At 47.0% G+C, this 20,685-nt stretch carries 21 protein-coding genes; 12 read left to right on the forward strand and 9 right to left on the reverse strand.

The genetic code is table 11. The features are described 5' to 3' along the window. Positions 1 to 4 precede the first annotated feature (4 nt). From ftsB to cysG, 5 genes are all read right to left on the reverse strand, one after another. Entirely contained in the window at positions 5 to 325 is a 321-nt protein-coding gene (ftsB, locus tag LGZ99_RS08850; protein WP_262979048.1) for a cell division protein FtsB, read from the reverse strand. A 145-nt stretch (positions 326 to 470) separates the two neighbouring features. After that, positions 471 to 1,106 carry an adenylyl-sulfate kinase gene (cysC, locus tag LGZ99_RS08855; protein WP_262979049.1) on the reverse strand — a complete coding sequence of 212 codons (636 nt, stop codon included), beginning with the start codon at positions 1,104 to 1,106 and terminating at the stop codon, positions 471 to 473. A gap of 1 nt (position 1,107) precedes the next feature. Further along, complete coding sequence (cysN, locus tag LGZ99_RS08860) at positions 1,108 to 2,550, reverse strand: sulfate adenylyltransferase subunit CysN (RefSeq protein WP_262979050.1); 1,443 nt, start codon at positions 2,548 to 2,550, stop codon at positions 1,108 to 1,110. Between the two features lie 11 nt (positions 2,551 to 2,561). Beyond that, positions 2,562 to 3,470: a sulfate adenylyltransferase subunit CysD gene (gene cysD / locus LGZ99_RS08865; protein WP_262979051.1), complete on the reverse strand. Its 909-nt coding sequence runs from the start codon at positions 3,468 to 3,470 to the stop codon at positions 2,562 to 2,564. Positions 3,471 to 3,479: 9 nt separating this feature from the next. Next, a complete protein-coding gene (gene cysG, locus LGZ99_RS08870; RefSeq protein WP_036841442.1) occupies positions 3,480 to 4,892 on the reverse strand; it encodes a siroheme synthase CysG in 1,413 nt (470 codons plus the stop codon). Positions 4,893 to 5,454: 562 nt separating this feature from the next. Between cysG and LGZ99_RS08875 the strand changes: the two genes are divergently transcribed. Together LGZ99_RS08875 and LGZ99_RS08880 are read left to right on the forward strand one after the other, a co-directional pair. Further along, on the forward strand, positions 5,455 to 5,931 hold the full coding sequence (locus LGZ99_RS08875) for a CesT family type III secretion system chaperone (RefSeq protein ID WP_081858333.1): 477 nt from the start codon (positions 5,455 to 5,457) through the stop codon (positions 5,929 to 5,931). Positions 5,932 to 5,964: 33 nt separating this feature from the next. Beyond that, positions 5,965 to 7,263 (forward strand): Tle-like phospholipase domain-containing protein, encoded by a 1,299-nt coding sequence (locus LGZ99_RS08880; RefSeq protein WP_036840228.1) that lies wholly within the window; start codon positions 5,965 to 5,967, stop codon positions 7,261 to 7,263. Positions 7,264 to 7,344: 81 nt separating this feature from the next. Here LGZ99_RS08880 and ampC read toward each other — a convergent pair whose 3' ends face one another. Continuing rightward, positions 7,345 to 8,502 carry a class C beta-lactamase gene (gene ampC / locus LGZ99_RS08885; protein WP_021323158.1) on the reverse strand — a complete coding sequence of 386 codons (1,158 nt, stop codon included), beginning with the start codon at positions 8,500 to 8,502 and terminating at the stop codon, positions 7,345 to 7,347. Positions 8,503 to 8,901: 399 nt separating this feature from the next. Here ampC and agaR point away from each other — a divergent pair, with 399 nt between their 5' ends. From agaR to LGZ99_RS08935, 10 genes are all read left to right on the forward strand, one after another. Then, positions 8,902 to 9,675: a transcriptional repressor AgaR gene (gene agaR / locus LGZ99_RS08890; RefSeq protein ID WP_021323157.1), complete on the forward strand. Its 774-nt coding sequence runs from the start codon at positions 8,902 to 8,904 to the stop codon at positions 9,673 to 9,675. Between the two features lie 65 nt (positions 9,676 to 9,740). Continuing rightward, positions 9,741 to 11,036 carry a D-tagatose-bisphosphate aldolase, class II, non-catalytic subunit gene (locus LGZ99_RS08895; RefSeq protein ID WP_036840230.1) on the forward strand — a complete coding sequence of 432 codons (1,296 nt, stop codon included), beginning with the start codon at positions 9,741 to 9,743 and terminating at the stop codon, positions 11,034 to 11,036. Next, complete coding sequence (locus tag LGZ99_RS08900) at positions 11,033 to 12,214, forward strand: AgaS family sugar isomerase (protein WP_036840231.1); 1,182 nt, start codon at positions 11,033 to 11,035, stop codon at positions 12,212 to 12,214. Before LGZ99_RS08895 ends, LGZ99_RS08900 begins: the two co-directional genes overlap by 4 nt. 2 nt (positions 12,215 to 12,216) lie before the next feature. Continuing rightward, positions 12,217 to 12,699 carry a PTS N-acetylgalactosamine transporter subunit IIB gene (gene agaV, locus LGZ99_RS08905; protein WP_023044130.1) on the forward strand — a complete coding sequence of 161 codons (483 nt, stop codon included), beginning with the start codon at positions 12,217 to 12,219 and terminating at the stop codon, positions 12,697 to 12,699. 11 nt (positions 12,700 to 12,710) lie between these two features. Continuing rightward, complete coding sequence (gene agaW / locus LGZ99_RS08910; RefSeq protein ID WP_023044129.1) at positions 12,711 to 13,496, forward strand: PTS N-acetylgalactosamine transporter subunit IIC; 786 nt, start codon at positions 12,711 to 12,713, stop codon at positions 13,494 to 13,496. Beyond that, a complete protein-coding gene (locus LGZ99_RS08915) occupies positions 13,486 to 14,379 on the forward strand; it encodes a PTS system mannose/fructose/sorbose family transporter subunit IID (protein ID WP_036840233.1) in 894 nt (297 codons plus the stop codon). The genes agaW and LGZ99_RS08915 overlap by 11 nt, the downstream gene beginning before the upstream one ends. A gap of 21 nt (positions 14,380 to 14,400) precedes the next feature. After that, positions 14,401 to 14,835 (forward strand): PTS galactosamine/N-acetylgalactosamine transporter subunit IIA, encoded by a 435-nt coding sequence (agaF, locus tag LGZ99_RS08920; RefSeq protein ID WP_023044128.1) that lies wholly within the window; start codon positions 14,401 to 14,403, stop codon positions 14,833 to 14,835. A gap of 9 nt (positions 14,836 to 14,844) precedes the next feature. Continuing rightward, positions 14,845 to 15,705 carry a tagatose bisphosphate family class II aldolase gene (locus LGZ99_RS08925; protein ID WP_036840235.1) on the forward strand — a complete coding sequence of 287 codons (861 nt, stop codon included), beginning with the start codon at positions 14,845 to 14,847 and terminating at the stop codon, positions 15,703 to 15,705. Between the two features lie 38 nt (positions 15,706 to 15,743). Next, positions 15,744 to 17,648, forward strand: coding sequence for an alpha-amylase family protein (locus LGZ99_RS08930; protein ID WP_036840291.1), 1,905 nt, complete (start codon positions 15,744 to 15,746; stop codon positions 17,646 to 17,648). Between the two features lie 210 nt (positions 17,649 to 17,858). Continuing rightward, positions 17,859 to 18,398, forward strand: coding sequence for a cysteine hydrolase family protein (locus tag LGZ99_RS08935; protein WP_021323152.1), 540 nt, complete (start codon positions 17,859 to 17,861; stop codon positions 18,396 to 18,398). A 65-nt stretch (positions 18,399 to 18,463) separates the two neighbouring features. Here LGZ99_RS08935 and speD read toward each other — a convergent pair whose 3' ends face one another. The 3 genes from speD to LGZ99_RS08950 form a co-directional block, all read right to left on the reverse strand. Next, positions 18,464 to 19,258, reverse strand: a complete 795-nt coding sequence (gene speD, locus LGZ99_RS08940; protein WP_021323151.1) for an adenosylmethionine decarboxylase — start codon at positions 19,256 to 19,258, stop codon at positions 18,464 to 18,466. A gap of 28 nt (positions 19,259 to 19,286) precedes the next feature. Beyond that, a complete protein-coding gene (gene speE / locus LGZ99_RS08945; RefSeq protein WP_036840237.1) occupies positions 19,287 to 20,150 on the reverse strand; it encodes a polyamine aminopropyltransferase in 864 nt (287 codons plus the stop codon). A gap of 111 nt (positions 20,151 to 20,261) precedes the next feature. Beyond that, on the reverse strand, positions 20,262 to 20,609 hold the full coding sequence (locus LGZ99_RS08950; protein ID WP_021323149.1) for a YacC family pilotin-like protein: 348 nt from the start codon (positions 20,607 to 20,609) through the stop codon (positions 20,262 to 20,264). Positions 20,610 to 20,685 lie beyond the last annotated feature (76 nt).

A 20,685-nucleotide genomic window follows, 5' to 3' on the forward strand; every position in this document is an offset into this window, starting at 1 on the left:
TTAATTATTGAGTATTATTTGGAGTCGAGGGACGTGAAGTATTTTCTTTAGATTTATCAGTGATTAAACGATAGAAAGTTTCACCTGGTTTGATCATACCCAATTCATTACGGGAGCGCTCTTCAATGGCTTCCTGCCCGCCTGTAAGATCGTCAATTTCCGCCGATAACTGATCGTTACGCACTTTAAGTTTGCTGTTTTTGCTCTTTTCCATAGCAACATCATTCTTAACCCGTACATAATCATGAATACCGTTTTTACCAAGCCACAGTGAATACTGTAACCATCCGAGTAAAACCACTAATAGTAGCGTCAGCTTACCCATTTCCGCCCCCTGAAATATCTGTCAATCATCCCATAACTCAAAGAGTGACGCTACTATCACAAAACAGGATGGGGGAAAAATAGTTGAGGATAAAGTCATGACATAAGCACATCAATGAAGATTCAATAAGGTGCTTATGTTGATGTTATAGGTCATTAATCCCTGAACGTATAATGCCGTTCTTTTTCAATTCCGCCAGCAACTGTTCCACTGATGCTTCAATAGGTTGTTGACCTGAAAGATAAATTTCCGGGTTATCGGGAATCTCATAGGCTGAACCAATCCCCGTGAAATGACGGATTTCACCCGCACGGGCTTTTTTGTACAATCCTTTAGGATCACGGGATTCGCAAATTTCCAATGGTGTATCGACAAAAACTTCAATAAATTGCCTTGGTTCCAGCAATTCACGAACTTTTTGCCTCTCTGCTTTATGAGGGGAAATAAAAGCGGTCAGTACAACTAAACCCGCATCTACCATCAGATTGGCAACTTCACCCACACGGCGGATATTTTCCTGTCTGTCTTGTTCTGAGAAACCCAAATCACTGCAAAGGCCATGACGCAAGTTATCACCATCAAGCAGATACGTTTTTATTCCCCGTTGAAACAGGGCCTGTTCTAAAGCTCCAGCCACCGTGGATTTACCTGAACCAGATAAACCAGTGAACCAAATAACCAATGCGGGATGCCCATTTTCAGCTTCCCGTCGTTCTCTGGTCAGTTGATATCTATGCCAGACAACATTTTCTGACGCCAAATTTTCAATTCCTTCTGCCAATTTATTTACCTCCCAATAAATCTCTGGCCCCCCAATGGGGGAAATGGCGGCGAATCAACCGGTTCAACTCCAGTTCAAATTCGCTGAATTCTTTTGGCCCTTCATAAACACCTGTCTGAATTTCACGTACCAAACCAGCACCAACCGTGACATTAGTCAGCCGATCAATAAAGATAATGCCGCCAGTGTCACTATTTTGCTGATAACTATCGAGCATTAATGGCTCTTCAAAAGAAAACTCCACTGAGCCGATGGCATTCAATGGTAAATCAACAGCTACCCGTTGTGTCAGATTCGTAATATCCACCTGATACTGGATATTCTCAACTTTCCCACGGCTCTTTTTACCTGCCACTTTGATATCAAGATTTTGTCCCTGCACCAAGGGCTGTTCAGACATCCACACGACATCTACCAAAGCATGTCGGGTAACCGTCATCTCATCATCAGCAGAAATCAGGAGATCGCCCCGGCTGATATCAATTTCATCTTTCAGCACCACGGTAATTGCTTCACCGGGGACAGCAAAATCCAAATCACCATCAAAAGTCACGATCCGCTCTACTTGCGAGGTTACACCAGATGGCATGACTTTAATTTTCTGCCCGTTGCGTAAAATCCCAGATGAAAGTGTGCCGCTGTAACCACGAAAATCGAGATCAGGCCGGCTGACATACTGTACCGGGAAGCGCAGTAACTGCTTCGAAGCTTCTTTCTTTACATCTGCGGTTTCAAGAATATCCAACAACGCAGGTCCTTCATACCAGACCATATTGGTACTTCTGGTGACAATGTTATCGCCATCAAGTGCAGAGATCGGCACAAAATAAATTTTCAAATCTGTCGGCAACTGAGCGGCAAAGCTCAAATAATCTTGTTTGATCAGGTCAAAAACTTGCTGCCTGTATCCCATCAGATCCATTTTATTCACAGCAACCACCAAGTGGCGGATCCCCAGCAAGGTACTGATAAAACTGTGACGACGGGTCTGCTCCTGAACACCTTTACGGGCATCAATCAACAGAATCGAAAGATCGCAGGTCGATGCACCTGTCGCCATATTACGCGTGTACTGTTCATGTCCCGGCGTGTCGGCAATAATAAATTTGCGTTTTTCGGTGGAAAAATAGCGATAAGCAACATCAATGGTGATGCCTTGTTCGCGCTCTGCGGCGAGACCATCCACCAGCAAAGCCAAATCCAATTTTTCACCCTGAGTACCGATTCGTTTACTGTCATTCTGCAATGTTGAAAGCTGATCTTCGTAGATCTGACGGGTATCATGTAACAGACGGCCAATCAGGGTACTTTTGCCATCATCGACGCTGCCACAAGTCAGGAAACGCAATAATCCCTTATCCTGTTGAGCACGCAGATAGGCTTCCACACCACCCTGTTGTTTAATTTGATCAGCAATAGCTTCATTTTGTGCAAGTGCGGACATGGTTGTTCTCCTTAGAAATAACCCTGACGTTTTTTCAGTTCCATAGAAGCAGATTGATCACTGTCAATCAGCCGCCCTTGCCGCTCACTTGTCGTGGATATCAGCATCTCTTCAATAATTTCCGGCAATGTTTCAGCATCAGATCTCACGGCCCCCGTCAGCGGCCAGCAACCAAGAGTACGGAAACGAACTTTGCGTTGACTGATAACTTCGCCAGGTTTCAAATCGATCCGGTTGTCATCAACCATAATCAACGTGCCATCACGCTCTATTATCGGACGCGGTTTAGCAAAATAGAGAGGAACGATATCAATTTGCTCCAGGTAGATGTATTGCCAAACATCCAGTTCAGTCCAGTTGGAAAGCGGGAATACGCGAATGCTTTCACCTTTGTTAATCTGACCGTTGTAATTGCGCCACAATTCAGGACGTTGGTTTTTAGGATCCCAACGATGTGAGCGATCACGGAATGAATAAATACGCTCTTTGGCTCGTGATTTTTCTTCATCACGCCGGGCACCACCGAAAGCCGCATCAAAACCATATTTATCCAGTGCCTGTTTTAACCCTTCCGTTTTCATGATGTCGGTATGTTTAGCGCTACCATGCACAAATGGGTTTATTCCTATCGCTTCCCCTTGTGCGTTGCGATATACCAGAAGTTCAAAACCGTAATTCTTGGCGGTACGATCACGAAACTCGTACATTTCGCGGAATTTCCAGCCCGTATCCACGTGCAGCAAAGGAAATGGTAAGGTTCCCGGATAGAACGCCTTGCGCGCAAGATGAAGCATGACTGAAGAATCTTTACCAATAGAGTAAAGCATTACTGGATTTTCAAACTCTGCGGCCACTTCCCGTATAATATGGATACTTTCAGCTTCAAGTTGCTGCAAGTGTGTCAATTTTTTCTCGTCCATTACCACTCCTTATGCAAAATCGACTACTGCCGGACGGCTTATCCTGGCAATAGGTTGTTGCCCAAACCAGGCTATCTGATGGTGGAGTTGAGCTACCTCCCCCACTACCAGTAACGCCGGTGACGGTGCCTGCTGTGCCAACTGTTCCAGTTCCAGCAAAGTGCCTGTCAACACTTGCTGCTCTGGACGAGTACCACAACCGATAACAGCTACGGGTGTATCTTCTGCCCGCCCATGTAAAATTAATTGATGACTTATCAAGGCGGCTTTCACCGTCCCCATATAAATCGCCAGAGTCTGATTGCCTTTGGCCAAAGCCTGCCAATCCAGGTCATTACCATTTTCCCGGCAATGACCTGTAATAAAAGTGATACTCTGCGAGTGTTCCCGGTGAGTCAGCGGAATTCCCGCGTAAGCAGTCGCTCCAATAGCGGCGGTAATTCCCGGTACGACTTGAAAAGGAATACCTGCTGATGCCGCAACTTGTAACTCTTCACCACCACGGCCAAAAATAAAGGGATCACCGCCTTTAAGGCGAACCACTTTTTTCCCTTGTCTGGCAAATTTCACTATCAATTGGTTAGTTTCTTCCTGAGAAACGGAGTGATTACCGGCTCTTTTACCAACGCAAATTTTATCTGCATCCCGGCGAACCAGATCCAGCACTTCGCTGCTGACCAGATGATCATAAAGCACCACATCAGCCTGCTGAATAACCTGTAACCCTCGCAATGTCAGTAATCCCGGATCGCCTGGGCCTGCACCGACCAGAGCCAATTCTCCCGGTGAATCAGGCTGTTCCAGTTGTTGTTCAAGCTGTTCTTCCGCCTGTTGGATCTGACCATTTGCAACCAACATAGCGAAACGACCATTAAAAGCCTGTTCCCAAAAAGAACGACGCTGACGCATGGAAGTTAATCGCTGTTTCACCCGCTCACGCCAATTCCCGGCAATTTTCGCCATTGCGCCAAGACTGGAAGGCAATAACGCTTCCAGTTTTTCCCGTATTAAACGCGCCAATACCGGCGCTTTTCCTGCCGATGAAATCGCCACTAAAACAGGAGAACGATCGATAATTGATGGAAAAATAAATGAGCAATGGGATTGATCATCAACGACATTGACCAAAACACCGCGCTTATCCGCCTCGGTAAATACCTGATGGTTTAGAATGTGATCATCAGTCGCTGCAATCACCAGAAAAATGCCATCAAGATATTCAGGCTGGAATTCTCTCTTATACCATTCCAGTTCACCAGCTTGATAACGCTGTTGTAATTCAGAGCATAATTCAGGCGTTACAACCTGTAATAATGCACCTGCCCGTAGTAGTAGAGTCGCCTTACGTGCGGCTACATCTCCACCACCGACAAGTAATACAAGCCGCCCTTTTAACTCAACAAATATCGGTAAGTAATCCACAATTGCCCTTTGTATCCAGTGAAATATTTATAAGTAATGAAACTGTTTCGAATGAATATATGAGTCGGTGATAAGGTTATGAAATGACAAAAAGGAATTTATTGTTCTGTAATGGAATATAGCTAACCTTTCTAGAATAGGGTTGGAGCAGTTTTTTCTTCCCCCACTGGAACCGTGCCCATCATCGTCCCAGACGGATAAAAAACGGTACTTTTATCCTGTTTAATCAGGTCGCTATAAACCGACTCAAGCACCAGGTCGGGGAATTGCTTTTGGCATCGTCTATCGAGTGACCAATGCCATTTTTCTATCTGAAATTCTCATTTATTTTGGGGAAAGAAAGTGAGGTAAATCCATGCAGGTTTCCGAGGGAGACACTGTTGTTGATATAACTTTTCTTGGTGCAAGCCAACTGCCGATAAGTCGCTATTTCGACGTCGATATAAAAAACTTCTCCCTACGGATAAATCATGGCTTGTCAGTGATTGTTAACATATTCCCACTTCCTGTTTGCGTGCGAAACCCTTCCGTTCGCAAGGGATAACGAGCGGAGAACGTCATAGTGAAAACATATCAACAGACAGTATCGGAATGGTTGCGCCTTGTTGGTGAACGCCAAGGCGTGGCTTTGAGCCTCGGCAGTGATGGTCACTGTACAGTACCTTTCGGCCAGGGTGGAGAGTGCGTCATTGAAGTGCCGGATAACGACGATGTTCAGGCATTTTATATCTATATTCCTTTGTTGCGATTACCGGCAGATGAACCGGGCCAGTTGATGCTGACCCGGGCTGCCCTTGAACTGAATATGTTCGGTCTCACCACGGGTGGCAGTCAGATCAGCTTGGACAGTCGTACCAATTATCTGGTGTTGAGCTTCTCTGCGTTGATCGAGATGTTCGATGAAACTGCATTTATGCAGACTCTGGGTGAGTTTCTCGATCTTGGGATCAATTTGCAGGCCCAGTTTCAGGTGATCAACTCCCAGCAGAACGGAGTATCTGCACAGCATCCATTACCAGGTTCAGCTATCGTATGCTGATTGGCAGTCATCTTAATAACAAAGGAGAATAAGATGTCTATTCAAGGTCTTGGGCACACTCCCAGCGCCACTGCATTGTCGTCCCTCTCGAATGGGGAAGTACAGACACCATCTCGTAATAACAATGTTCATCATCATCTTGCCGCCCATTACACCAGTACTGCTCTTGGTACTCAGGTGTCACCGGGCAAGGTGCTGACTACCACACTGAAATATCTGACCCTGAGCGCCCCAGCTCGCAAGATTGGCACTGCTATACAGGGAGGACACGACTCCCATGCACAGAGCGCTAAAGGTAAGGCGCGTTACTGGACCGGGGCTATTATCAAAGGATTAGCCAATATTACTGGCGGTGCCAGTAGCGTAACGAGTGGCGCAATTTCGGTCGGTGTTGCAGGCGTTAAAAACTTGGCGGAATCCACGGGGCGTTTGCTGGCATCTTCTGCTCTGGGGCTGGCTGGCGCGGGCATGAAGGGAATTTCGCATCTACCGCTTGGCGCGTCTGATCGTCTGCAAGCTGGAACCCATGCTGAACAATTGGTGAATACTGCCAAGGTGCTTGTCAAACCAACGTTTGTGGCTAAAGCAGAGCAAGAGCCGTTGAATGCTGTGGGAGCCCGGGCGGTGATGGATGCGGCCCAATTGGCGAGAGTCAGCTGCTCCAGTAGTTATCGGGATATGCCGGCAGGTTACAGTCATGCCACCTTGGCTGATATCCCATCCTCAATATTGGCTCGCCGGGAGGATGGTAGTGGCGGGACTGGCAGTGAGTTAACCCTGCATGTTCGCCTTGGCAAGGGGGAGAATGAGCCTTTAATCCTCGAGGGGGATGCTTGGTCTGCGCTCAAGGTTGCTGTTTATAAGCGTGACGATACCATGGTGCTTTCCTTTGTGGGCACCCAACCAACTAAGCGTCCTGGTACTGTGAAGAGTGATGTTGGAGCGGCTTTAGGGATCAAGGACAGCGCGTTTCAGGATGCTGACCGTTTGGTCAAGGCTTTTACCAAACAATATAGCGGCAAGGTTGAGGTTCTGGGCCACTCTTTAGGCGGTGGGTTGGCGCAATATGCGGGCATCAAACATGGGATTAAGGTCACCGCATTCAACAGCATGGGATTGCATGTAGGATTGCGGGATCGGCTGGCCGACAAGTTGGATAGTGCCAACGTCACTCACATCAATACCAGTAGCGATCCGCTGAGTCAGAAGGCCGAACATGGTATTTGGGGCCTGGATGCCTCTTCTCAGGTAGGCAAGCGTTATGTGATTGAGCACTCAGGTGGTCACCGTATGGAGGCGGTGACCGCTGGTTTGGAAGCCTTACTTGCTTAATGACTGGATATGTCATAGACAACGCCTCCTGTGGGAGGCGTTGTTGCTGCCAATAGACAGTGAATCTAACGCAACTGCGTGTTATTTCAGCGCATTGAGGATTTGCCAGGCTGCTTTGATGCGCGCCTCGTTGGGGTAGTTTTTGTTGGCTAGCAGCACAATACCCATTTGCTCTTGCGGCACAAACGCGACATACGCGCCGAAGCCATTGGTGGCGCCGGTTTTATTGATAAAAAGCGCCTCTGTTGGCGGCTCCGGCGGCGATAGTTCCGTGGTTTTGTTGGCTTGATAAGCGATCTGCGCCGAGTTGCCGCTCAGTACCTGCTCAAGGGTAACGGGCCAGTGATAAAGCTCCCAGCCCAGTCCTTGCGTCATTTCCCCCACCCGGTAATAGCCGGTATGGGTTGCCCGAATGGCCTGTGCCAGCTTGCTATCACCTATGCGGGAAGGATCGATATTCGCATCAACGAAGCTGATCATATCCTGCGCACTGGCTTTCAGGCCGTAGGCTTCCTCATCCAGTACGCCGGGGGTTACGCGAATCGGTTTATTCTCTTTTGAATAACCCCAGGCATAATTTTTCATATCTTGTTCGGGCACGTTAAACCGGGCATGATGCAGACCAAGCGGTGAAAGAATTTGGTTTGCTACCAGCATTGAGTAAGGTTTTCCAAGGCGTTGGGCAGCGATATAGCCCGCCAGGCCAATGCTGGGATTGGAGTATTGGCGGTAAGTTCCGGGCGCATACTTCGGCTGCCAGTGCTGATACCAGTTCACCATTTTGCTCTTGCTGTCGATCTCATCAGGGAACTGTAATGGCAGGCCGCCCGCGGTGTAGGTGGCAATATTCAGCAGGCTTATGTTGTCAAAGGCGCTGCCTGCAATTGGTTGAAAATGCTGGCTGGCCTTATCGGAGAGGGAAATGGCTCCCGTCACTTGCGCCCAAGAAATCAGGCTGGCGGTAAAGGTTTTGCTGACTGAGCCTAATTCGAAGATCGTCTCTTTGGTGACCGGCGTGTTGTTTTCTTTTGACGCGTCACCGTATTGATAGAAGAAATGCTGACCGCGGAAAGTTACCGCAATCGCCATTCCTGGAATGTCATATTCCTGCATCAGGGAATGTATGGTCTTATCAACAGTATTTGTCAGATGGGACTGATCGGGTGTATTCGAAGCTTGAGCGCCGAGAGAAGCGGCGAGCAGCAGCCCGCCAGTCAGCACCGAAAATCGTTTTGTCATGTGGTGTGTCCTTTTATTACCGTGAGAGCGTTCAATTCTGGATTTTATCAGTCTTTTCACACCCAATCACAAAATTTGTGATCTCTATCACCTGACAAAATAAAACCTTGCGGTTGTTGATTGAAAACCAAGGGCTTTCGTTTCTTTAATATCAATTTCTACTAAAAAAGCGGATGAAAGCTTATTTTGGGGTAAGCATAAGTAATGATAGAACTTAATATTCTCTTTCGTTTTGTTTTCAATCGAAACCTTTTTAACCTAATTTTGTCTATATAATAGACTGCAACACTGATCACAATTTCATTTCATTGCTTTTGTTGTAATTTAACCGAAAGAGAGGGAAAGCAATTCATCACAGGTGACGTGAACTTGTTGCTGAAATCTGAGGAGCATAACGGAATGGCAATGGACACTGTGAAAAGACGTGAACAGATTATTGACCTGCTGTGCCATGAGGGCAGTGTGCGTGTTGAGCATTTGAGTTCCCGTTTTGGGGTTTCCAGCGTCACTATCCGTAATGACCTGCGTTATCTGGAGCAAAAAGGTTGTGCGCTGCGTTCTTATGGCGGCGCCATGTTGAATCAGCAATTCGCCTTTGATCGCCCCCTGCAAGATAAAGGCCGGCTGAATCGTGATGTGAAATCACGTATTGCGGCCAGGGCGGCGCAGTTTGTTAAGGATGGTGATGCCTTGATCCTTGACTCCGGCTCCACGACTACGCAAATCGTGCCGTATCTTAAGGAGCGGCGTGATTTGGTGGTAATGACTAACGCGTTGAATATCGCCTATGAACTGGCGGGATTTGATCAGATGGAAGTGATGGTGCTTGGCGGGAGTGTGCGTCAGAACTCCTACTCGCTTTATGGTCCGGCGGCGGAACAGCAATTGCGTCAGTATCGTTTTAATACTCTGTTTCTTGGTGTCGATGGGTTTGATTTGGAAGCAGGGATTACCACGCCCCATCCCGGCGAAGCTCACCTTAATCGCGTAATGTGTGAGGTGGCGCATGAAATTATCGCTGTGGCGGATGCCAGTAAATTTGGGCGCAGAAGCTTTTGTATGATCCGTCAGGCTGGACAGATTCATCGGCTGATTACTGACAGCCGGATCCCCGATAACTACAGGCGGGCATTAACTGAACTCGGCGTAGATGTGGTTATTGCCGACGAATAACTCTTACAGAGATTAGAACCTGTCTAAGAGTTGATAAACGGGTTCTTGCCCGCATGGGAGACACCATGCAGTCACTATTACAACTTATTCGTCGCCATAAATCAGGTGAAGCGGTGGGGATCTATTCGGTCTGTTCCGCCCATCCTTGGGTATTGGAAAGTGCTTTGCGCGTTGCTAAAGAGCGTAAGACGCCGATACTGATTGAAGCAACGTCTAATCAGGTTAATCAGTTTGGTGGTTATACCGGTATGCAGCCCGCTCAGTTTCGTGATGCAGTTTGGCGACAAGCTGATCTTATTGGCTTGCCGCGTGATCGTATTTGGTTGGGCGGTGATCATCTTGGGCCGAACGCTTGGCAGGATCGCTCCGCAGCAGAGGCGATGAAATTGGCTGAAACGTTGATACACGATTATGTGGCCGCAGGATTTCGTAAGATCCACCTTGATTGCTCTATGTCTTGTGCCGATGATCCAACACCGCTTGGTGATGATGAGATTGCGGTACGTGCGGCTCGTTTGTGTCAGGTGGCAGAACGTTGCTGGCAGCAGGTGGGGGGAGAATCACCGGTTTATGTGATCGGCACCGAAGTGCCGGTACCGGGAGGCGCTAAAGAAGCGTTGGAAGGAATGCAGGTCACTACACCTCAGGCAGCGGCCACAACGTTGAATGTACATCAACAAGCCTGGCGATTGGCCGGGTTGGAACAGGTATGGCCGCGGGTGATTGCGCTGGTGGTGCAGCCGGGTGTGGAGTTCGATCACCATGATGTCGAACATTATCAATCGGAACGTGCGGCGGCATTGAGTCAATACATCGAATCTCAGCCTTACTTGGTCTATGAAGCGCATTCTACTGATTATCAAACTGCACTGGCTTACCGTGAATTGGTTCGTGATCATTTCGCTATTCTGAAAGTCGGTCCTGCTTTGACTTTTGCTCTGCGTGAGGCGCTTTTCGCACTCGATAAAATTGATGGTGAATGGAATGGGGAGCAGACAGCAGCGAATCTGTGCGCCACACTGGAACAGGTCATGCTTGAACAGCCTGAATACTGGAACCGCTATTACCATGGTACACCGCATCAGCAGTTTATTGATCGTCAATACAGCTTGAGCGATCGCGTGCGTTATTACTGGCCGCATCCTCAGGTACAACAGACCGTAAGTACTTTGATGGATAATCTGCGCCGTCATCCGGTTTCTCTTTCACTATTGAGTCAGTACCTGCCAGAACAGGCGCAGGCAGTTAACGCGGGAAGGTTGGAAAATGACCCGCATGCCTGGGTGTTGGATAAGATTCGTTCTGTGCTCTTGAGCTATGCTCAGGCTTGTGAGTCTGAGGCACAAGGAGCTCTCGTATGAATGAGCTGTTTTTCTATACCGAAGCCTGGCTGCGTGAGCATCACGCGTTGCATACTGCCAGAGAGATTCACCAACAGCCTGCGCTTTGGCGTCAGTTATATCAAAACCTGCAACGTGAGGAAGCGTTGTGGCGACCCTTTTTGCTGCCTTTGTTGTCTGATCCGCAGTTACAGATAGTGTTGTGTGGCGCAGGCTCATCCGCGTTTGTCGGGCGCGCGCTGGCTCCCTGGTTGCGTGAGCAGTGTGGGCTGAATGTGGTTGCGTACAGTACCACGGATATTGTGCCTTCTCCTTTGCAATACCTCGATCCAACACGTTCAACATTGCTGATTTCTTATGGGCGATCCGGCAATAGTCCGGAGAGCGTGGCAGCGGTAAAACTAGCAGATCAGATACTGCCACGCTGTTATCACCTGATGTTGACCTGCAATCCCGATGGTGCATTAGCACGTTATGCCGAAGGACGTGCTCATGTTTGCTCATTGAATATGCCGCAGGGTTCTCATGACCAGAGTTTTGCCATGACTTCCAGTTTCAGTTGTATGACGCTGGCGACAGCGTTGCTGTTAGGGCCGTTAACGCTGGAACAGAGTGGTGCGCCACTGATGGCGATGGCTGCGTTGTGCGATCGCGAGTGGAGACAGTGGCAGGTACAGACTAAGCGACTGGCACGCAGCGGCTTTAAGCGCATGATGTGTCTGGGCTCCAGTTGTTTTACCGGTGTAGCTGAAGAGGGGGCGCTCAAGATGCTGGAACTGACCGCCGGGTATATCACCACCCGTTACGATTCGTCGATGGGAGTGCGTCATGGGCCGAAGTTTATGATCGAACGCGATACGCTGGTGGTCATGATGCTTTCTGCTGATAAGTATCGTCGTCGTTATGATCTCGATTTGTGGCATGAGCTGAATCATGACGGTCTGGCGCGTCAGGTTGTTGCACTGAGTGGCACGCCGGGGGAAGGATTTACGGCGATTAATAGTGAACAAGATGATATCTGGCTGCTTTTTCCCTATCTGATGTTTTTGCAGATGTTAGCGTTTGAAACCTCTCTAGCGTTGGGGATAGCGCCGGACAATCCATGCCCAACAGGGGAGGTCAACCGTGTGGTGAAGGGGGTGGAAATTTATCCTTATCTCCCATCTTACTCACAAAGAACAGCATGTAAGCAGGAGTGATTATGTCGATACCGAATATTTTAATGACCCGAATTGATAACCGGTTGGTGCATGGTCAGGTAGGTGTGACCTGGACCAATTCACTGGGGGCCAATTTGGTATTGGTGGCTAACGATCAAGTTGCCGGTGATTTGATGCAGCAAAACCTGATGGATATGGTGGTTTCCGATGGGATTCAGACCCGTTATTTCACTCTGCAAAAAACCATTGATGTGATCCATAAAGCGGCTGAACGTCAGAAAATTTTTATCGTCTGTAAAACACCGCAAGATGTACTGACGCTGGTAAAGGGTGGAGTGCCGATCCGATTTGTTAACGTGGGCAATATGCATTTTGCTGAAGGGAAGCGCCAGATCCATAAGACTGTTTCGGTTGATGATAGTGACGTAGAGGTGTTTCGTGAACTAGAGCAACTGGGTGTTACCTGCGAGATACGGCGGGTACCGGATGAAGCGGGAGAGCTTATCGATAAACTGTTGTTCTAAAGAGGTGAGTTATGCTGATTGATGCGATATTGATTGGATTACTGGCCGGGTTGGCGGGAGTGGATCTGTTTGATGGATTGACCCATTTTCACCGCCCTGTGGTGATTGGCCCGCTGGTCGGGTTGATTTTAGGGGATGTACAGACGGGTTTGCTGGTGGGGGGAACATTGGAGCTGGTCTGGATGGGAATGGTGCCGCTGGCTGGCGCTCAACCGCCAAATGTGGTGATTGGCGGTGTGATTGGCACCGCATTTGCTATTTTGACTCAAGCCGATCCTAAGGTGGCGATTGGTATAGCGGTGCCATTTTCCATTGCGGTACAAGGCTGCATTACGCTGCTGTTTACCCTGTTCTCACCTATGATGCATAAATGCGATCAGATGGTGAAAAAGCTGAATTGGCGCGGTGTGGAACGTGTGAACTATCTGGGTATCACCATTCTGTTTTGTTTCTACTTTATTGTAGCGTTTTTGCCAGTCTATTTTGGTGCCGACGCGGCCAGCGTCATGGTGCAGAAAGCGCCGCAGTGGTTGTTGGATGGGTTGGCCGTTGCCGGCGGAATGATGCCTGCCATCGGTTTTTCCATGCTGATGAAAATCATGATGAAAAAGACCTATATAGCCTATTTCATTCTGGGCTTTATTTCGGTCACGTTCCTTAATATGCCGATTATCGCTGTAGCACTTGGCGCATTGGCGATCGCATTAATCGATTTCTTTAACCGTTCCCGTATAGAAGATGCGGCTGAACGCGGCGCACCTACCACCCAGTCTCAGGAGATGGAAGATGGCATTTAACGACACCGATGCTGCTATGGCAGCTAAAGCTGAGAAAAGGATGGCGCAGGCACTGGCAACCAGTCAGGTTGAGCAGGATAATTATCAGGACAGTACGCCGGGTGAAGAGCTGACTAACCGCGATCTGAATCGTATGGCGTGGCGCTCCCTGTTGTTACAGGCATCATTTAACTATGAACGTATGCAGGCGGGAGGCTGGTTGTACACCTTGATCCCTGGGCTGCGTAAGATCCATAAGGATCCGCAAGATCTGGCGAATTCTATGAAGATGCACATGGAATTTATCAATGTGCATCCGTTTGATGTCACCTTCCTGTCTGGGTTGGTGCTGGCAATGGAACGGAATAAAGAGAAAATTTCGACTATTCGTGCTGTGAAAGTTGCGTTGATGGGGCCGCTGGGCGGGATTGGCGATGCGTTGTTTTGGCTGACGCTGTTACCCATTTGCGCTGGGATTGGGGCATCTCTGGCGCTACAGGGCAGCCTATTTGGCCCCCTCGTATTCCTGCTACTGTTCAATATCGTACATTTTGGCTTGCGTTTTGGTCTGGCGCATTATGGTTATCGTACAGGAACCAGTGCGCTGGTATTGCTAAAAAAACATACCAAAAAGATCTCCCACGCGGCATCAATCGTGGGAATGACGGTGATCGGGGCATTGGTGGCTTCCTATGTTCATCTCTCGACACCGGTGGTGGTCAACGCCGGTAAAGCCAGTGTGGCGTTGCAAAAGGATGTGCTGGATAAACTGATGCCTAATTTATTGCCGTTATGTTTCACCCTGCTGGTGTTTTGGCTGATGAAAAAAGGGTTTTCGCCGGTCAAATTGATTGGTTTGACGGTGGTGATCGGCATTGTGGGTAAATTTGTTGGTTTTCTTTAACAAGCGCACTGAGGAGATGGCATGTTAGGTATTGTAATCACCGGTCATGGGCATTTCGCCAGTGGTTTGTTGCAGGCGGTGGAACAGGTCGTAGGGCAGCAGCCCCAGTGTTGTGCTGTCGATTTTCCTGAAGGGATCAGTACTGAAAAATTGTTGCTATTGCTGGAGGTGGCTTGCTCCGCTTGTGATAGCGGCGATGGTGTGATTATTCTCAGTGATTTGCTGGGGGGCTCACCGTTTCGACAGGCGGCGCAATTGGCGATAGCTAATCCACGTTATGAAGTTATCACCGGGACTAATATGCAGTTGGTGGTAGAAATGATGTTGGACCGTGAAGGTATGGCGCTGGAAACCTTTCGTGATATGGCGCTGGAATGTGGGCGGCGGGGATTGACCAGCCTGTGGCATGAACAACAGAAACGGCGATATGACAGCCTGAATCTGGATGGCATTTAAGGAGCTTGTATGTACCTGATTTCCAGTCGTCAAATGTTGAAAAAGGCTCTGCGTGAAGGTTATGCGGTTCCTGCTTTCAACGTCCATAATCTGGAAACTATCCAGGTGGTAGCGGAAACCGCTGCCCGTTTGGCATCACCGGTTATTCTGGCGGGTACGCCGGGCACTTTCAGTTATGCCGGTACTGACTACCTGGTGTCGATCTGCCAGGACGCGGCCCACCGCCACAATCTGCCGCTTGCGCTGCATCTTGATCATCATGAGGAATTGGCGGATATCCGCAATAAAGTGGAGGCGGGTGTACGTTCAGTGATGATTGATGGCTCGCATTTACCCTTTGAGGAGAATATTCGTAAGGTGGCTGAGGTGGTACGATTTTGCCATCGTTACGATGTTAGCGTTGAGGCGGAATTGGGGCGGTTAGGTGGGCAGGAAGATGATTTACAGGTCTCCAGTGCCGATAGTTTCTTTACCGATCCGCTGGCAGCGAAGGCCTTTGTTGCCCGTACCGGTATTGATTCTCTGGCGGTAGCGATTGGTTCTGCGCATGGTTTGTATCATGGTGAACCGCATCTGGATTTTGATCGGTTAGCCGCAATCTGTGAACAGGTGGATATTCCGTTGGTGCTGCATGGCGCATCGGGTATTCCTGAAGTGATGATACAGCAGGCGATTGGTCTTGGTGTATGTAAAGTCAATGTGGCGACTGATCTGAAAATTGCTTTTGCTGATGCGGTAAAACGCTATTTCATCCAGCATCCAGATGCGAATGATCCACGTAAATATATCGCGCCGGGAAAACAGGCTATGCAGGCAGTAGTAGAAGAGAAGATCCGGATTTGTGGCAGTGCAGGTAAGCTGTATTCGTGACGGTTCTGTTTTTTCATTCTGACTATAAGGAAACTGCTGTGAAAATAAGAACGTTAAATAAAATTACGTTAAGTTTATTAGCGAGTTCCGTGTTGTATAGTGCCCCAGTCTGGGCAGATAGCTGGCGATTGGAGGGTGACAATTACCGTGTAACTGTTAGCGACGAACACGGTAAAGTGACGCAACTACAATTTGAAAATCCGAAAAACCACGATCAAATCATTACTGACAATCTGTTTGAAATCACGTTGAAATCAGGAGAGACGCTCGCGGCTAAAGATTTTCAGATTACTGATATCAGCAAAAAGGACAATCGTATTGTTGTCTCCCTGAAACATGGCGACATTCAGGTAAAAAATATCATTACTGCGGAGGATAAAGATAAGTACGGCTCGTTTGAAATCACCATTACACCGCAGGAAAACGCGTTAGAGCTTAGCTCTGTCTCGTTGATGCCATTTCGCACTAAAATCCCTTTTGTTCACGGGTCTATCGCCAGTTCACCGATTATCAGCGATAGCTTCTTTATTGTTCCCGGTAATCCATTGATTAACACTGAGGCTTATAAAGGAGGCGCTTCGCAAAAAATTGCGCTCTCTATCCCGTTAGATCCGGGGAAAACGTTAAGTTATAAGACGTATATTGGTGTTTATCAGGAAGGGCAATTGCGGCGCAACTTCAATGAGTTTTTGAATAATGCTCGTTCGCGTAAATATAGTCCTTACCTACATTACAACTCTTGGTACGATATTGGTTTCTTCACTCCTTATACCGAACAAGATGCGTTGACCCGTATCAAGCAGTTTGGGCAGGAGCTGGTGACTAATCGCGGTGTGAAGTTGAGTGGTTATCTGTTTGATGATGGTTGGGATAACCTCAAAGGAGATTGGGGCTTTAGTCAGGCGTTTCCTCATGAGTTCAAAAATCTTAAACAGACAGCAGATCAATATCATGCTCGTTTAGGTATCTGGCTTTCTCCTTGGGGCGGTTATGGTAAACCTGGTGAGCAACGTGTTTCTCATGCGGAGGAGTTTGGTTATGAAGTGATAGATGGCAGATTTGCGCTTTCAGGCCCTAATTACTACGCCAATTTCCATAACCGGGTGCTCAACCTGATTCAACAACAAAATGTGTCCATGTTTAAGTTAGATGGCACTGGTAATGCTGATCGTGTGATTAAAGGAAGTGCATTCACCAGTGATTTTGATGCCGCTATCCATCTTATTGAAGATATGCGCAGTACAGGAAATGATCTGTTTATCAACTTGACCACAGGCACCAAAGCCACGCCTTCCTGGCTATTTTTCGCCGATTCTATTTGGCGTGGTGGCTATGATGTGGGGTTTCACGGTACAGGTTCCAAAGTGCAGCAGTGGCTTACCTATCGTGATGCAGAAACTTATCGTAATGTCGTAAGAAATGGGCCGTTGTTCCCACTGAATTCGTTGATGCTGCATGGCATTGTTTATGCTAAACAGGCCAAGCATCTGGATAAACAGTCACCTAAAGATTTTGCCGATCAGGTTTGGAGCTATTTTGGTAGCGGTACTCAGTTACAGGAGATGTATGTTACGCCTGAATTGTTGACCACAGAGGATTGGGATACGCTGGCAAATGCGGCGAAATGGTCAGAGAAAAATAAAGATGTGCTGTTTGATACTCATTGGATTGGTAAAGATCCCACCGAGCTAGATGTGTATGGTTGGGGAGCCTGGAGTTCGAAAAAGTCGATTATTACTTTGCGCAATCCTGCTGATGAAGTGAAACAATATTATCTGGATCTGCAAAGTGATCTTGAATTACCTGATAATCAACCTTCTGTGTATGACGTTAATATAGACTACGGTAATAACAGCTCTGTACCGAGGTTTATTAATCAAGCGGTACTGATTACCCTTCAGCCGTTGGAGACGTTAACGTTTTCTCTAACACCATCGAAATAATGACAGAGTAATTAAACTGCCCTGGATAAACTATTTATTCAGGGCAGTTATTATTTAGGAAATTATTGTAACGGTATTTTTTTATCGTTGTATTTAGGTGAATTTCAGAGAATAAGATCACACTAATTGAAAAACATGATTCCAGTATCTTTACGATGCTTATATTTATTGTTCTTGTTTTCGTACACACAAACTTGAAAGGCAGAATTAATGAAAGCGTTAATTGTAATTGACATGCTGAACGATTTTGTCACGGGAGCACTCGCCAATGAGGCGGATGCGATGAAGATCGTACCGGTAATTAAACGGCTGATTAATTACGCCCGATGCCAATCCGATTGGCTGGTAGTTTATGCTAATGATGCTCACCGAACGAATGATCGGGAAATGGATATTTGGGGCAGGCATGCAATAGCTGGAACACCAGGCGCTAATGTTATTGAGGCACTGGCTCCTATTGGGGCAGATCGTGAAATTGTTTCACCCAAGCGATTTTATGGGGCTTTCGATGGCACCGATCTGGAAGATGTTTTTAAAGAATATGGTGTAACGGAGGTTGTGTTAACAGGCCAGCATACTCATTGTTGTATCAGGCATACCGCCTATGGTGCGTTTATACGCGGTTATCGCATCAAGGTCCCGTCAGACGCTGTGTGTGCCTTTCCTGGTGTTGATCAGCAGGCAGCCCTTGATTATCTTAAGGCCATTTACAGTGCTGAAATTACAACGAGTACCGCGTTAGGCGTGTAATAAAATTGATCTGGCAGATACCTGTAAATATTGGTATCTACCAGCTAAATATAAATTAATGAAATCTAAATAGTGGGTAAATTACGTCCATAGTAAATTTCTTGTATCTCTTTTTTTAAGAGATGGGTAATTTCCAGCTTTTCAGTTTCACTTAATTGCTCTGGTGTGGCATTAAATAAATAATCATTCAGGTCAAATTCTTTTAGCATCATTTTTGTATGAAATAAATTTTCCTGATAAATATTGACATCCATCATGTAATACTGTGATTGTACTTCTTCGGTCATATAATTCTGAATAGAACTGATTTCGTGATCGATATAGTGCTTCACGCCATTCACATCTCTGGTGAAACCACGCACGCGATAATCCATTGTGACAATATCCGATTCCAATTTGTGGATCAGATAATTCAGTGCTTTGAGAGGTGAAATCACGCCACAGGTCGATACTTCAATATCAGCTCGGAAAGTGCATATGCCACCGCCCGGATGACTCTCTGGGTAAGTGTGAACACAGATATGACTTTTATCCAAATGAGCAACGGCAGAATCGGGTAATGGACCTGGATTTTCAGTATTGTCTACATCCTTTGGGTCCATCGGCTCTTCACTGATGAGAATAGTGACACTTGCTCCTTGTGGCTCATAGTCCTGGCGGGCAATGTTTAAAATATTTGCACCAATAATCGAACAGGTTTCGCTGAGAATTTCCGTTAAACGATTAGCGTTATATTGTTCGTCAATATAGGCGATATAACTATCCCGATCGGCTTGGCTTTTTGCATAGCAGATATCATAAATACAAAAACTCAGGCTTTTTGTCAGGTTATTAAAGCCGTGCAATTTCAGCTTGTGCAATTTATTTCACCTCCTGACTAATGGGTGATTATGGGTTCTTGGATAGGGCATCCAGCAGATATTGCGGTAGAGCAAAACTACCTGCGTGAATGGCTGGGTTGTAGTAGCGGCAGGTAAAGCCTGCGGCATTAAAACGCTGTTGCAGTGTTGCTAGATCCACACGACGTAATGCCCGGTTCTGACTTGCCCATGCAAAGGTCATTATTCCGCCGTAATAGGTTGGAATAGCAGCCTGATAGAAACTGCTGTCGGCAAAATAGTTGCTCAATTTTTTATGGCTGGTTACCGCTTCATCCTGTTGCAGGAAACAGACACCATTCTGGGCAACAAAAATGCCACCTTCATTCAGACAATGTTGGCAACCTTGATAGAATTCAGATGTGAATAACCCTTCACCAGGTCCGATTGGATCAGTGCAGTCAGAGATAATGACATCGAATTTCTGATCGGTGGTGTTAACGAAATTAACACCATCGTCAATGATCAGGTTGAAGCGCGGATCATCGTAAGCACCGGCATTATGGTTAGGCAAATATTGGCGGCAGAATTCAACTACGCCAGAATCAATTTCAACCATAGTAATGTTTTCAAGGTATTGATGACGACAGACTTCGCGCAGCATACCGCCGTCACCACCGCCGATAATCAGCACTCGTTTGGCGTTCCCGTGGGCGAACAGAGGAACATGAGCCATCATTTCGTGGTAGATAAATTCATCACGTTCAGTCGTTTGTACTGTGCCATCCAGCGCCATGATGCGGCCTAACTCCGCATTTTCAAAGATAATCAAATCCTGATGTTCAGTTTTATCGTGATAAAGCACTTTATCAACCGAAAAATACTGACCAAAATTGGTATGCAGGGTTTCGTACCAAGTTTCTTTTTGTGACATGCCGCGGTTTTCCTCCACTGTGATGGCCGTGAAAATTGGGCTCACATAATAGCCAACAATTCTCACAGTTGCACGGTGAAATTTACCCCTTAAGGGGTATGAGGAAAAGGACTATTTAACGTAGGCAAATAGGCTTAACGAATCTCTGGCAAGGGCATGGCACTTTATCGCATTGGAGAGGTAAATACTTTTCAGATCCTGGTAGCTTTCTTCATTGAGTCTGTCCATCAATTGGCTGTTGTAATTGGTCAAATCCCACTTATTACGTTGAGCGAAATAGATAATGGCCCGCTTAATTTCCCGGTCAGGGATTTGGCTGTAACCACAGTCATATTTCAGATAGATAAACACCGCTGTCAGATCCGCCAGATCTTCAGCTTCATTTTCTGTCAGCGCTTTTGCGGGGTGGGAAAAACCGAAAAGAACTAATATGTAAGTTAATAAGGCTAATTTTCGCATTTGTATTATTATAATGAATTCATGTCAGGTTACGTTAACATATTAATATCTTTGTCCGGTAAAATTTATTTTTTTA

The organism is Photorhabdus temperata (assembly GCF_025384845.1).
Classification (GTDB): Bacteria; Pseudomonadota; Gammaproteobacteria; order Enterobacterales; family Enterobacteriaceae; genus Photorhabdus; species Photorhabdus temperata.